Here is a 14,424-nt window from a genome sequence, read left to right as displayed (position 1 = left end):
CAGGTCAAGGAGACCTCCATGCACTTCAAGAAACTCGCTGCCACCCTGCTCATCTGCGCCATGCCGGCCGTCAGCCAGGCCCGTGACACGGCGGTCGACCTGCCGTTCGACAAGGCCGTCGCCGAAGCGACCCGCACCGGCAAGATCGACGGCAGCGTGAAGTTCTATCTGGCGGGCAATGCCCCGGCCGGCAAAGTCACCGTCGTCAGCCCCGGCGCCGTGACCAACAAGAAGACCAACGCCTTCAACAAGACCGACCAGGAAGCCTGCGAGTGGGTCGTGCAATCGGCGATCATCAGCCTGCACCAGGCCGCAAAAAACGCCGGCGCCAACGCCGTGACCAACATCGTCAGCTTCTACAAGAGCAACGAGCGCAAGGATGCGAAAACCTACGAATGCCACGCGGGCGCCATCATGGCCGGCGTAGCGTTGAAGGGCGATCTGGCGACGGTTCAGTAACGGCCGGAAACGACATAAGGGCGCCTTTCGGCGCCCTTTTCAATTCAGATCATGTGCTGGCATGCAACTTCAGCCCCAGCGCTTTCATGACTTTGAGGATCGTTCCAAACTCGGGATTTACCTCGCCTGACAGTGCGCGATAAAGACTTTCCCTTGATAGCCCCGCATCCCGCGCGACCTGGGTCATGCCACGCGCCCGAGCAATTGTGCCAAGTGCCTTGGCAATAAAAGCCGGGTCATCCCCCGCCTCTTCCATGCAGGCATCCAGATAGTTGGCCATGTCCTCTTCTGTCTTGAGGTACTCGGCTGAGTCCCAACGAGTGAATTGTTCGGTCATGGGTTTTGCTCCTGCCAGGATTCCGCGATGAGCCTGGCTTGCTTGATGTCTCGAGATTGACTGCTCTTGTCTCCACCACAAAGGAGGATGACCAGCTGACGACCTTGCTGCATGAAATAGACCCGATATCCCGGGCCATAGTCAATTCGGGCTTCGCTGATCCCTTCGCCAATGGCTTTGACATCACCGAAGTTTCCCTCAGCCATACGATCAATTCGCACCTGAATACGCATCCTGGCGCGACTATCAGCCAGCTTCACAAGCCAGCTCGAGAATGTGGAGCTTCGAAGTATCTCAGTCATGGTTGCAAGTGTAGCCGTTGAGCTACACGCACTCTACATGGACTTCTCTCTGTCCGATATACGGCGTCTACACTCGTCATACCCATGATTTGCTGCGCGTTACGTCAAGGAGACGACCATGCAAGCGAAAGCCCTGATCGCTGCCGCCCTTTTCAGCCTGCTCCCCAGCGCCAGCCACGCCACCAATCTGATGTACATGCCGTTCGAAACCGTTGTGTCGGATGCGATGCGCGCCGGGCGGCTGGATGGCAGTGTGAAGTTTTATCTGGTCGGCAACGGGCCTCAGGGCACTCAGCGGTTGTTGCGGCGCGGGGTGGTCAGCGATCTGAAGACCAACGGCTTCAACAAGAGCGATCACGACTCCTGCGAGTGGGTGTTGCAGTCGAATCTGATTGCGCTGCAGGCCGAGGCCAAGCGTGTCGGGGCCAATGCGGTAACCAATATCGTCAGCTACTACGACCAGCATGTGCGCAAGGATCTGAACACTTACGAATGTCGGGCCGGCATCTTTGTCACGCGGGTGGCGTTGAAGGGTGATCTGGTACGGCTGCCCTGATCAACCGGCTTCGACCTTGCGCGTGAGCAGTTCGACAAACGCCTTGGCCATCGGCGATTTCTGGTCCTTGCGCTGCACCAGCCACACCGCCGTCACGGCCTCGGGATCGAGCAGCGGTCGATAGACCACGCCGTCGATGCGCATCCGCTGATACGACGCCGGCATCACTGACACGCCCAGACCCGCTGCCACCAGACCGATGATGGTCATGGCTTCGCCGGCTTCCTGGGCGAAGTGCGGGCTGAAACCCGCGTCTCGGGCCAGGCTTATCAACTGCGAATACAGCCCACTGCCGTAGCTGCGCGGGAAGAACACGAACGGCTCAAGTGCCAGCGCCGAGAGGAATAGTCCCTCTTCAGAGCCCTGCGCCAGCGGATGTTTGGAGCTGAGCACAGCCACCAAAGGCTCGCGCATCAGTTCGACCACGCTGAGCGAATCCGGCAACCCCAGCGGTCGCATGATGCCGACTTCGATCGATTCGTCCACCAACGCGTCGGCCACCATGGTGCTGCTCATCTCGCGCAGGTTCAGGTGCACGGCCGGAAAGCGCTGGCGAAAAGAGAAGATCGCCTGGGGAATGGTCGAGTTGAAAGGCGCCGACGAGGTGAAGCCGATCTTCAACTCCCCTAGTTCACCGAGTTGCGCCCGGCGGGCCACGTCCGCCGCTTTGTCGACTTGCGCGAGCACCAGCCGCGCTTCCTCCAGAAACAGTCGCCCGGCCTCGCTGAGCTCGACCCGACGATTGGTACGCTCGAACAGTCGCGCGCCGACTTCCTGTTCCAGCGCCTGAATCTGCTGGCTCAGCGGTGGCTGGGAGATGCCCAGCACCTGTGCGGCGCGGCCGAAGTGCAGTTCTTCGGCAACGGCGATGAAGTAGCGCAGATGACGCAATTCCATGAACACCCCATTAGGTCGTGAAAGCTATCAAACAGGTCGAACAATATATTGGATAGAAATATTAGCCAGCTATATGATTTTTTCATTGCCTGCCTGCCCGCGCCCTCCGAGGTCTGATGTGAAAACCGCCGTCGCTCCACTGGCCCATGAAGTTCCGCCCGCTGCGGCGGACGATGTACTGACCGAACTGCAAGAGATCTACATCGAGAAAGGCACGCCCGCGTTCATGCGCACGGTACTCGCGCTGTTCAGCGGCGGCTTCGCCACCTTCGCCCTGCTGTACTGCGTGCAGCCGATGATGCCGCTGCTGTCCCACGAATATTCGATCAACGCCGCGCAGAGCAGCCTGATCCTGTCGGTGGCCACCGGCATGCTGGCGTTCGGTCTGCTGATCACTGGCCCGATTTCAGATCGGGTCGGGCGTAAACCGGTGATGGTCGCCGCGCTGTTTGCCGCGGCGCTGTGCACCATCGCCAGTTCGATGATGCCGAGCTGGCACGGCGTATTGATCATGCGCGCGCTGATCGGATTGTCATTGAGCGGTCTGGCAGCGGTGGCAATGACTTATCTCAGCGAGGAAATCCATCCGCAGCACATCGGCCTGGCGATGGGTCTGTACATCGGCGGCAACGCGATTGGCGGCATGAGCGGGCGGTTGATCACCGGTGTGCTGATCGACTTCGTCAGCTGGCACACGGCGATGATGGTGATTGGCGGCCTGGCGCTGATCGCAGCGGCGGTGTTCTGGAAAATCCTGCCGGAGTCGCGCAACTTCCGCTCCCGCTCGCTGCACCCGCGCAGCCTGCTCGACGGCTTCACCATGCACTTTCGCGATGCCGGCCTGCCATTGCTGTTCCTTGAGGCGTTTGTGCTGATGGGCGCGTTCGTCACCCTGTTCAACTACATCGGTTACCGCCTGCTGGCCGAGCCGTACCACATGGATCAGGTGTTTGTGGGGCTGCTATCGGTGGTGTATCTGTCGGGCATCTACAGCTCGGCGAAAATCGGTTCGCTGGCCGACAAACTGGGCCGTCGCAAAGTGCTGTGGGCCACCATCGCCCTGATGTTCGCCGGCCTCGCCCTGACGATGTTCACACCGCTGCCGCTGGTGATCATCGGCATGCTGATCTTCACCTTCGGCTTCTTCGCCGCCCACTCGGTCGCCAGCAGCTGGATCGGCCGCCGGGCGCTCAAGGCCAAGGGCCAGGCGTCGTCGTTGTACCTGTTCAGCTATTACGCCGGGTCGAGCATCGCGGGGACGGCGGGCGGGGTGTTCTGGCACCTGGCGGGATGGAACGGGATCGGGTTGTTCATCGGCGCGCTGTTGCTGGTGGCGCTGTTGGTGGCGTTGAAGCTGGCGAAGTTGCCGCCGCTGGGTGGCGTCAAAGCCTGATTCGCGCCCACAAAAAACGCCCGGCATAAGCCGGGCGTTTTTGTTTTCTACCCTTAGAGCTGAGCGCCGATTACTCGTGATACTGCGCCGACAACTCGTGCACCGCACGCAGGAACGCGCCAGCGTGCTCCGGATCGACTTCCGGGGTGATGCCGTGGCCGAGGTTGAAGACGTGGCCGCTGCCCTTGCCGTAGCTGGCGAGGATGCGCCCGACTTCGGTGCGGATCGCTTCAGGTTTGGCGTAGAGCACGGTCGGGTCCATGTTGCCTTGCAGCGCGACCTTGTCACCCACGCGGGCGCGGGCGTTGCCGATGTCGCAGGTCCAGTCCAGGCCCAATGCGTCAGCGCCGGCGTCGGCGATGCTTTCCAGCCACAGGCCGCCGTTCTTGGTGAACAGGATCACCGGCACTTTGCGACCGTCGTGCTCGCGGATCAGGCCGCTGACGATTTTCTTCATGTAGGCCAGGGAGAACTCTTCGTACGCCGCCGCGGACAGGTTGCCGCCCCAGGTATCGAAGATCTGCACCGCTTGCGCACCGGCCTGGATCTGGCCGTTGAGGTACGAAGTCACCGACTGTGCCAGCTTGTCCAGCAGCAGGTGCATGGCTTGCGGGTTGTCGTAGAGCATCGCCTTGGTCTTGCGGAAGTCTTTCGACGAGCCGCCTTCGACCATGTACGTGGCGAGGGTCCACGGGCTGCCGGAGAAACCGATCAGCGGCACGCGGCCGTTCAGTTCGCGGCGGATGGTGCTGACCGCGTCCATCACGTAGCCGAGGTCTTTGTGCGGATCCGGGATCGGCAGGGCTTCGATGTCGGCCAGGGTGCTGACGACTTTCTTGAAGCGCGGACCTTCACCGGTCTCGAAGTACAGGCCCTGGCCCATGGCATCGGGAATGGTGAGGATGTCGGAGAACAGGATCGCCGCATCCAGTTGCGGATAGCGGTCGAGGGGTTGCAGCGTGACTTCGCAGGCGAATTCCGGATTCATGCACAGGCTCATGAAATCACCGGCCTGGGCGCGGCTGGCGCGGTATTCCGGCAGGTAGCGGCCGGCCTGGCGCATCATCCACACTGGGGTGACGTCTACGGGTTGCTTGAGCAGGGCGCGGAGGAAACGGTCGTTCTTCAGGGCAGTCATGTCGGCATCCGGAAAAAAAGTGCGGGCATTTTCTCAGAGCGCGACGCAAAAGGCACGGATGCAGGTCAGCCTTTTGTCTATCGGGTCAATTTGTCGCGTTTTTTTCACAGAAGATCGTTCCCACGCTCCGCGTGGTAACGCCGCCAGTGACGCTCCGCGTCACGCCTTTTGGGACGCAGAGCGTCCCGGGAGGCATTCCCACGCAGACGGTTCGACGCCTCGACGTGGGAACGATCAGAGGAAGGTTTAGACGCCCAGGTAGTCGAGGATCCCTTCCGCTGCATTGCGGCCTTCGAAGATCGCCGTCACCACCAGGTCGGAACCGCGCACCATATCGCCACCGGCGAAGATTTTCGGGTTGCTGGTCTGGTGCTTGTACTGACCTTGCTCCGGTGCCACCACGCGGCCCTGGCTGTCGGTCTGGATTTCGAACTGCTCGAACCACGGCGCCGGGCTCGGGCGGAAACCGAACGCGATGACCACGGCATCGGCCGGGATGATCTCTTCGGAGCCCGGGATCGGCTCGGGGCTGCGACGGCCACGGGCATCCGGTTCGCCGAGACGGGTCTCGACCACCTTCACGCCTTCGACCTTGTCCTCGCCGACGATGGCGATCGGCTGGCGGTTGTAGAGGAATTTCACGCCTTCTTCCTTGGCGTTTTTCACCTCTTTGCGCGAGCCAGGCATGTTCGCTTCGTCACGACGATAGGCGCAGGTCACCGATTTGGCGCCCTGGCGGATCGACGTGCGGTTGCAGTCCATCGCCGTGTCGCCGCCACCCAGCACCACGACCTTCTTGCCCTTCATGTCGACGAAATCTTCCGGCGACTTTTCAAAGCCCAGGTTGCGGTTGACGTTGGCGATCAGGAAGTCCAGCGCGTCGTAGACACCCGGCAGGTCCTCACCGGCAAAACCGCCCTTCATGTAGGTGTAGGTGCCCATGCCCATGAACACGGCATCGTATTCGGCGAGCAGCTGCTCCATGGTCACGTCCTTGCCGACCTCGGTGTTGAGGCGGAATTCGATGCCCATGCCGGTGAAGACTTCGCGGCGATTGCTCAGCACGGTCTTCTCAAGCTTGAACTCGGGGATGCCGAAGGTCAGCAGACCGCCGATTTCCGGGTTCTTGTCGAACACCACCGGGGTCACGCCGCCGCGCACCAGCACGTCGGCACAACCGAGGCCCGCCGGGCCTGCGCCGATGATCGCGACACGCTTGCCGGTCGGTTTGACCTTGGACATGTCCGGGCGCCAGCCCATGGCGAACGCGGTGTCGGTGATGTACTTCTCGACCGAACCGATGGTCACCGCGCCGAAGCCGTCGTTAAGGGTGCAGGCACCCTCACACAGACGATCCTGCGGGCACACCCGGCCGCAGACTTCCGGCAGGGTGTTGGTCTGGTGCGACAGCTCGGCGGCCTGGAGGATGTTGCCCTCGGCCACCAGCTTCAGCCAGTTCGGAATGAAGTTGTGCACCGGGCACTTCCATTCGCAGTACGGGTTGCCGCAACCCAGGCAGCGGTGGGCCTGGTCGGCCGACTGCTGGGGTTTGAACGGTTCGTAGATTTCCACGAACTCTTTCTTGCGTTGACGCAACAGTTTCTTCTTCGGATCCTTGCGCCCGACATCGATGAACTGGAAGTCGTTATTCAGACGTTCAGCCATTGTTAAAACCTCATCAAACTCTTCAGGCGCATATCACTGCGGGTTGGCACGGGTGCTGGAAAGCAACGACTTCAGGTTGGCAGCCTTCGGCTTGACCAGCCAGAAACGGCGCAAGTAGTCATCGAGGTTCTCGGCGAGTTCACGACCCCACTCGCTGTCGGTTTCCGCGACATACTCGTTCAGCACGTTCTGCAGGTGGCTGCGATAGGCTTCCATCGCCTCGCCGCTGATCCGCTGGATTTCCACCAGTTCGTGGTTGACCCGGTCAACGAAGGTGTTGTCCTGGTCGAGCACGTAGGCGAAACCGCCGGTCATGCCAGAGCCGAAGTTGTAACCGGTCTTGCCCAGAACGCAGACAAAACCACCGGTCATGTACTCACAGCAGTGATCGCCAGTGCCTTCCACAACCGTGTGGGCACCGGAGTTGCGCACGGCGAAACGCTCGCCTGCGGTGCCGGCGGCGAACAGCTTGCCACCCGTGGCGCCGTACAGGCAGGTGTTGCCGATGATGGCGCTTTCCTGAGTCTTATAAACGCTGCCCTTCGGCGGCACGATGACCAGTTTGCCGCCGGTCATGCCTTTGCCGACGTAGTCGTTGGCATCGCCTTCCAGGTACATGTTCAGACCACCGGCGTTCCACACGCCGAAGCTCTGGCCCGCCGTGCCCTTGAAGCGGAAGGTGATCGGCGCGTTGGCCATACCCTGGTTGCCGTGCTTGCGCGCGATTTCGCCGGAGATCCGCGCGCCGATCGAACGGTCGCAGTTGCAGATGTCCAGATCGAACTCGGCGCCACTGAGGTCGTTGATCGCCGACGTCGCCATCTCGACCATTTTCTCGGCCAGCAGGCCCTGGTCGAAGGGCGGGTTGCGCTCGACGCCGCAGAACTGAGGCTTGTCCGCCGGAATGTGATCGCTGCCCAGCAGCGGGGTCAGATCCAGGTGATGCTGCTTGGCGGTCTGGCCTTCGAGGATTTCCAGCAGATCGGTACGGCCGATCAGCTCTTCGAGGGAGCGCACGCCGAGCTTGGCCAGCCACTCACGGGTTTCTTCGGCGACGTAGGTGAAGAAATTCACCACCATGTCGACGGTGCCGATGTAGTGATCCTTGCGCAGCTTCTCGTTCTGGGTCGCGACGCCGGTGGCGCAGTTGTTCAGGTGGCAAATACGCAGGTATTTGCAGCCCAGCGCGATCATCGGCGCGGTGCCGAAACCGAAGCTTTCGGCGCCAAGGATCGCAGCCTTGATCACGTCGAGGCCGGTTTTCAGGCCGCCGTCGGTCTGTACGCGAACCTTGCCGCGCAGGTCGTTGCCGCGCAGGGTCTGGTGGGTTTCGGCCAAGCCAAGTTCCCACGGAGCGCCGGCGTATTTGATCGAGGTCAGCGGCGAAGCACCGGTGCCACCGTCGTAGCCGGAGATGGTGATCAAGTCCGCATAAGCCTTGGCGACACCGGCGGCGATGGTGCCGACGCCTGCTTCAGCCACGAGTTTCACCGAAACCAGCGCCTTCGGGTTGACCTGTTTCAGGTCAAAGATCAACTGCGACAAGTCTTCAATCGAATAGATGTCGTGGTGCGGTGGTGGCGAAATCAGGGTCACGCCCGGCACTGCGTAACGCAGCTTGGCGATCAGCCCGTTCACTTTGCCGCCCGGCAGTTGCCCGCCCTCGCCCGGCTTGGCGCCCTGGGCGACCTTGATCTGCAGCACTTCGGCGTTGACCAGATATTCCGGGGTCACCCCGAAACGGCCGGTCGCGACCTGCTTGATTTTCGAGCTCTTGATGGTGCCGTAGCGCGCCGGGTCTTCGCCGCCTTCGCCGGAGTTGGAACGCGCACCGAGGCGGTTCATGGCTTCGGCCAGGGCTTCGTGAGCTTCCGGCGACAGGGCGCCCAGCGAGATACCGGCGGAGTCGAAGCGCTTGAGCACCGACTCCAGCGGCTCGACTTCACTGATGTCCAGCGGGGTGTCGAGGGTCTTGACCTTGAACAGGTCGCGGATCATCGACACCGGACGGTTGTCCACCAGCGAGGTGTATTCCTTGAATTTGGCGTAGTCGCCCTGCTGCACGGCGGCTTGCAGGGTGTTGACCACGTCCGGGTTGTACGCGTGATATTCGCCACCGTGGACGAACTTCAGCAGACCGCCCTGCTGGATCGGCTTGCGCGGACTCCAGGCTTCGGCGGCCAGGGCTTTCTGTTCGGCTTCGATGTCGACGAAACGCGCACCCTTGATTCGGCTCGGCACGCCACGGAAGCTCAGCTCGCAGACTTCCTCGGAAAGACCGATCGCTTCGAACAACTGAGCACCGCGGTACGAGGCGATGGTCGAGATGCCCATCTTCGACAGGATCTTCAACAGACCTTTGGTGATGCCTTTGCGGTAGTTCTTGAACACCTCGTAGAGGTCGCCCAGGACTTCACCGGTCCGGATCAGGTCGCCCAGCACTTCGTAGGCCAGGAACGGATAGACCGCCGAGGCGCCAAAGCCGATCAGCACCGCGAAGTGGTGCGGATCCCGTGCGGTGGCGGTTTCAACCAGGATGTTGGAGTCGCAGCGCAGGCCTTTTTCGGTCAGGCGGTGGTGCACCGCGCCGGTGGCCAGCGAGGCGTGGATCGGCAGCTTGCCCGGAGCGATATGACGGTCGCTCAGAACGATCTGGGTACGACCGGCACGCACGGCTTCTTCAGCCTGATCCGCGACGTTGCGGATTGCCGCTTCGAGGCCGACGCTTTCGTCGTAGTTGAGGTCGATGATCTGCCGCTCGAAACCCGGGCGGTCGAGGTTCATCAGCGAACGCCACTTGGCCGGGGAAATGACCGGAGAGCTGAGGATCACGCGCGAAGCGTGTTCCGGCGATTCCTGGAAGATGTTGCGCTCGGCACCGAGGCAGATTTCCAGCGACATCACGATCGCTTCACGCAGCGGGTCGATCGGCGGGTTGGTCACCTGTGCGAACTGCTGACGGAAATAGTCGTACGGCGTGCGCACGCGCTGGGACAGCACGGCCATCGGCGTGTCGTCGCCCATCGAGCCGACGGCTTCGTAGCCTTGCTCGCCAAGCGGACGCAGTACCTGATCGCGCTCTTCGAACGTGACCTGATACATCTTCATGTATTGCTTGAGCTGATCGACGTCGTAGAAAGCCGAACCGTGATCGTTGTCTTCCATGGTCGCCTGGATGCGCAGGGCGTTCTTGCGCAGCCATTGCTTGTACGGATGACGGGATTTCAGACGATTGTCGATCGCGTCGGTGTCGAGGATCTGCCCGGTTTCGGTGTCCACGGCGAAGATCTGGCCCGGGCCGACACGGCCCTTGGCGAGCACGTCTTCAGGCTGGTAGTTCCAGACGCCGATTTCCGAAGCCAGGGTGATGAAACCGTTCTTGGTGGTGACCCAGCGCGCCGGGCGCAGACCGTTACGGTCGAGCAGGCACACCGCGTAGCGACCGTCGGTCATGACCACGCCGGCCGGACCGTCCCACGGTTCCATGTGCATCGAGTTGTACTCGTAGAACGCACGCAGATCCGGGTCCATGGTTTCAACGTTCTGCCACGCTGGCGGAATGATCATCCGCACGCCACGGAACAGGTCGATGCCGCCGGTGACCATCAGTTCGAGCATGTTGTCCATGCTCGAGGAGTCGGAACCGACGCGGTTGACCAGTGGGCCGAGTTCTTCCAGATCCATCAGATCGTTGGTGAACTTGGTCCGACGGGCCTGAGCCCAGTTGCGGTTGCCGGTGATGGTGTTGATCTCGCCGTTGTGGGCGAGGAAGCGGAATGGCTGAGCCAGCGGCCATTTCGGCAGGGTGTTGGTGGAGAAGCGCTGGTGGAACACGCAGATCGCGGTTTGCAGGCGCTGGTCACCCAGGTCCGGATAGAACGCGGCCAGGTCGGCCGGCATCATCAGGCCTTTATAGATGATGGTCTTGTGGGAAAAGCTGCAGATGTAGTGGTCGGTGTCGGCGGCATTGGCCACGGACGAGCGACGACGGGCGCTGAACAGCTTGACCGCCATGTCCTGATCGCTCAGGCCTTCGCCGCCGATGTACACCTGCTCGATCTGCGGCAGGCGCTCAAGGGCCAGGCGGCCGAGGACGCTGGTGTCGATCGGCACTTTGCGCCAGCCGATCAGTTGCAGGCCTTCGGCCAGGATCTCGCGGTTCATGTTCTCGCGAGCGGCTTCGGCCTTGGCCGGATCCTGATTGAAGAAGACCATGCCCACGGCATATTGCTTGGGCAGCTCGACGCTGAAGGCTTCCTGGGCAATGGCACGCAGGAAGGCGTCGGGCTTTTGAATCAGCAGACCGCAACCGTCACCGGTCTTGCCGTCGGCATTAATCCCACCGCGGTGGGTCATGCAGGTCAGGGCCTCGATGGCCGTTTGCAAAAGGGTATGACTGGGTTCGCCCTGCATATGGGCTATCAGGCCGAAACCGCAGTTATCCTTGAATTCATCTGGTTGGTACAGACCTGCTTTCATAGACACTTTCTCACCAGGCTGCCTCTTAACGAGGCAAATTTCTTTTCAATTCAACCACTTGCTTTCCGCGCCGAACGTACGCCGGCTTTGCGGGGGCAAAAGGGTGGTCATTGTACACAGCGACACAGAGGCTCACAAATTTGACGACGAAATGTCGCAAATTCATGTCGCATTTGTGAAAGGTTTAAAGCGATCTGCTGTGCTAGTCAAAACTTTTTTAATTTTGACCGCAACGACTCAAAGACTACTGTGACGCAGACACCACAAGGCACGCGACCTGAAAGGAAGCGCGCACTTGTAGAAATTTTGAGGTGCTTGGAGAGGCGGCCTGGGTAAGGCCGCCGAATCTTCAGCGAGTTGTTGACAGTTCCTGTTGGACGCTGGCGACAGTGCGAGGCCAAGGTTTACCAGCCTGAACCTTCGCTGGCAAGGCCTTGATGGCAGAAACGGCTGCATCACGATTGGCGAAGTTGCCGTAGGTGATCACGTAGAGAGGCTTGCCGTTGAGGACTTTCTTGAAATAACGGTACTCGCCGCCCTGCTCCTTGACGAAGTTTTGCGCGGTCGCTTCGGAGCTGGTGCCGAGGATCTGTACCACGTAGTTGCTGGTCGGCTGACCGGCGTACCAGCTGCCACCGGCGGCCTTGGCGACGGTGACCGGCTTCTCGGCAGGTTTGGCGGCGGCAACAGGCTTGGCAGGTGCCGGAGCCGGTTTGGCCACTGGAGCGGCCGGAGCAGGCTTGGCGGTAGCGACCTGGGTCGGTGCCGGGGTCGGTTTGGCCGCCGGGGCCGGAACCGGAACCGGGGTTGGCGCGGGGCCGGCCTGAACGCCCGCGGGTGGCGCGGTAGTCGTCACGGTCGGTGGCGTGTTGCTGGAGCCTTCGACCGGCACACCGTCGTCGCCCTCGGTGATACCACCCGCCGCTTCAGCCAGCGGACCACGCATCACCGGCTGCGAGTTGCCGACCAGCGGCAGCGGCATCGGCTGGGTATTGCCGTTGAATTCGACGGACGGCGCGCCACCCGCCTGCGGTGTGCCCTGGCCCAATGGCAGTTGCGCCTGCTCGTTGGCCGGCGCACCGCTGGTCGGTGCCTTGTTGCGACCCGGCATCAGCCAGGCGGCAGCGACCGCGACCACAACGACGGCGGAAATCGCCAATACGTGTTTCTTCGGCATGTTGAACCCCATACTTGGACGCTTGACCGCAGAGCGGCTGGCAATCATGACTTCGATCAGAGCATCGCGAGCGACCTGGTTGATGTTGCCGGGCCAACCCTCGGAGCTTTCGTGAATATCAGAGATCTGATCCGCGGTGAAAAGTTCGACACCCCGGCCCGCGCCTTCGAGCCGCTGGTCGAGATACTCGCGGGTTTCTTCTTCGGTGTACGGCTGCAATTCGATGACGTGGAAGCGCTCTTCCTCAAGGTGCAAAGCCTCGAGCTGGGCGATCAGCGAGGACTCACCGAACAGGAACACGTGCGGGCGGCCTTCCGGCGCGCCGGCGCCCAGCGCCATCAGCGCTTCAAGCGCGGACTCGTCGAGCTGTTCGGCATCGTCCACCAGCAGATAGACCTCCTGACCGGTCAGCGCGAGCTGCACGACCTGATCGAGGATCGCCCCGACCTCGGCCTGCGCCACGTCCAGCGCCTGGGCGATCTGGCGCAGCACACCGGCGGCATCGCCGGCGCCACGGGCGGAAACGACGACGCTCTGCACCGATTGCTTGTTGGTGCTGGCAACCAGCGCTTGGCGCAGCAGGGTCTTGCCGCTGCCCTGCGGGCCGGTGACCACCAGCAGCAACTGGCTGTAACGCGCCAGGTGATGCAGCTGACCCAGCACCGGCTTGCGCTGGGCCGGGAAGAACTTGAAGCCCGGCACCCGCGGCGCGAAAGGGTCGTGACTTAACTGGAAATGGCCGAGGAACGCCTCGTCGGCATGCAAACTAGTCATCGGAATCTTATTAACCTTTAAGCTGAGCCAGAGCGCGGTAATCCGCTCCCAGCGTGGCCTGTAGAACCTCTTTCGGATAATCGTCGGTCACCACCGCTTCGCCCATCCGGCGCAGCAGCACCAGGCGCAAGCGACCGTCGATCACTTTTTTGTCAATTGCCATGTGTTCAAGAAAATCGGCTTCGGTCATCTCTTCCGGCGGGATCACCGGCAGACCGGCCCGCTGGAACAGGCGAATGCCGCGATCACGCTCCTGCTCGCTGATCCAGCCCAGGCGCGTGGACATTTCCAGCGCCATCACGGTGCCAGCAGCGACTGCCTCGCCATGCAACCAGACACCATAGCCCATGTGGGTTTCGATGGCGTGGCCAAAGGTGTGGCCGAGGTTGAGTGTGGCCCGTACACCGGTTTCCTTCTCATCGGCGCCGACCACTGCAGCCTTGGCGGCGCAAGAGCGCTCGATGGCATAGGTCAGGGCCGTTTGATCCAGTGCACGCAGGGCGTCGACGTTGTCTTCGAGCCAGGTCAGGAACGGCTCGTCGCAGATCAGGCCGTACTTGATGACTTCCGCAAGCCCTGCCGACAGCTCGCGCGCTGGCAGGGTTTTCAGGGACGCGGTATCGATCAGCACCACGTTCGGCTGATAGAACGCGCCGACCATGTTCTTGCCCAGCGGATGGTTGATCCCGGTCTTGCCGCCCACCGACGAATCGACCTGGGATAGCAGCGTGGTAGGGATCTGGATGAAATCGACGCCGCGCTGATAGCAGGCGGCCGCGAAACCGGCCATGTCGCCGATCACACCGCCACCGAGGGCGATCACCGTGGTGCGGCGGTCATGACGGGCGGTCAGCAGGCCGTCGAAGATCAGTTGCAGGGTTTCCCAGTTCTTGAAGGCTTCGCCGTCGGGCAACACCACGGAAACCACTGAAAACTGCGCCAGGCTCCGGGTCAGACGCTCGAGATAGAGCGGCGCAACGGTCTCGTTGGAGATGATTGCCACTTGCCGCCCATGGATATGCGGGGCCAACAGATCTGGCTGGTCCAGCAGTCCCTCGCCAATGTGAATCGGGTAGCTGCGCTCGCCTAGGTCGACCTTGAGTGTCTGCATGTGTCCCCACAGTGAAGATGGAAGCAGGCGTCCTGCCCTGAATTATTGGTTGTCTGCGGCCTATAGCGGGTATGACGCCGCTCGCACGCCATCCGCCACAACCTCGGCGGGCTGTGACAGGACGCCGAGGATAGCG

Annotated in this window: 11 protein-coding genes; 3 read left to right on the top strand and 8 right to left on the bottom strand. The window is 61.7% G+C overall.

Annotation, left to right across the window (positions count from 1 at the left end; all coding sequences use genetic code 11):
- The first annotated feature begins 18 nt into the window (after window positions 1-18).
- Complete coding sequence (locus tag ACEN93_RS19010; protein ID WP_495610372.1) at window positions 19-459, top strand: excinuclease; 441 nt, start codon at window positions 19-21, stop codon at window positions 457-459.
- 49 nt (window positions 460-508) lie between these two features.
- Here ACEN93_RS19010 and ACEN93_RS19005 read toward each other — a convergent pair whose 3' ends face one another.
- Window positions 509-796 (bottom strand): addiction module antidote protein, encoded by a 288-nt coding sequence (locus ACEN93_RS19005; protein ID WP_011332089.1) that lies wholly within the window; start codon window positions 794-796, stop codon window positions 509-511.
- Window positions 793-1,098 carry a type II toxin-antitoxin system RelE/ParE family toxin gene (locus ACEN93_RS19000; protein ID WP_039766452.1) on the bottom strand — a complete coding sequence of 102 codons (306 nt, stop codon included), beginning with the start codon at window positions 1,096-1,098 and terminating at the stop codon, window positions 793-795. The genes ACEN93_RS19005 and ACEN93_RS19000 overlap by 4 nt, the downstream gene beginning before the upstream one ends.
- A 118-nt stretch (window positions 1,099-1,216) precedes the next feature.
- On the opposite strand from ACEN93_RS19000, the gene ACEN93_RS18995 reads away from it, so the two are divergent.
- On the top strand, window positions 1,217-1,654 hold the full coding sequence (locus tag ACEN93_RS18995; RefSeq protein WP_074689573.1) for an excinuclease: 438 nt from the start codon (window positions 1,217-1,219) through the stop codon (window positions 1,652-1,654).
- On the opposite strand, the gene ACEN93_RS18990 is transcribed toward ACEN93_RS18995, so the two are convergent.
- Entirely contained in the window at window positions 1,655-2,551 is an 897-nt protein-coding gene (locus ACEN93_RS18990) for a LysR family transcriptional regulator (protein WP_039766450.1), read from the bottom strand.
- Between the two features lie 118 nt (window positions 2,552-2,669).
- Here ACEN93_RS18990 and ACEN93_RS18985 point away from each other — a divergent pair, with 118 nt between their 5' ends.
- Window positions 2,670-3,944, top strand: a complete 1,275-nt coding sequence (locus ACEN93_RS18985; protein ID WP_039766449.1) for an MFS transporter — start codon at window positions 2,670-2,672, stop codon at window positions 3,942-3,944.
- A 70-nt stretch (window positions 3,945-4,014) separates the two neighbouring features.
- On the opposite strand, the gene hemE is transcribed toward ACEN93_RS18985, so the two are convergent.
- From hemE to aroB, 5 genes are all read right to left on the bottom strand, one after another.
- Entirely contained in the window at window positions 4,015-5,082 is a 1,068-nt protein-coding gene (gene hemE, locus ACEN93_RS18980; protein WP_495610371.1) for a uroporphyrinogen decarboxylase, read from the bottom strand.
- A 246-nt stretch (window positions 5,083-5,328) separates the two neighbouring features.
- Window positions 5,329-6,747: an FAD-dependent oxidoreductase gene (locus ACEN93_RS18975; RefSeq protein ID WP_007909438.1), complete on the bottom strand. Its 1,419-nt coding sequence runs from the start codon at window positions 6,745-6,747 to the stop codon at window positions 5,329-5,331.
- A 33-nt stretch (window positions 6,748-6,780) separates the two neighbouring features.
- Window positions 6,781-11,226, bottom strand: coding sequence for a glutamate synthase large subunit (gltB, locus tag ACEN93_RS18970; RefSeq protein ID WP_495610370.1), 4,446 nt, complete (start codon window positions 11,224-11,226; stop codon window positions 6,781-6,783).
- Window positions 11,227-11,575: 349 nt separating this feature from the next.
- Window positions 11,576-13,177, bottom strand: coding sequence for an AAA family ATPase (locus ACEN93_RS18965; protein WP_495610369.1), 1,602 nt, complete (start codon window positions 13,175-13,177; stop codon window positions 11,576-11,578).
- A 10-nt stretch (window positions 13,178-13,187) separates the two neighbouring features.
- Entirely contained in the window at window positions 13,188-14,288 is a 1,101-nt protein-coding gene (gene aroB / locus ACEN93_RS18960; protein ID WP_285413085.1) for a 3-dehydroquinate synthase, read from the bottom strand.
- Between the last annotated feature and the right edge of the window lie 136 nt (window positions 14,289-14,424).

The organism is Pseudomonas sp. Pseusp21, from assembly GCF_059492145.1.
Note: the sequence above shows the minus strand (reverse complement) of the source record. Positions and strands in the feature narration are given on the sequence as shown.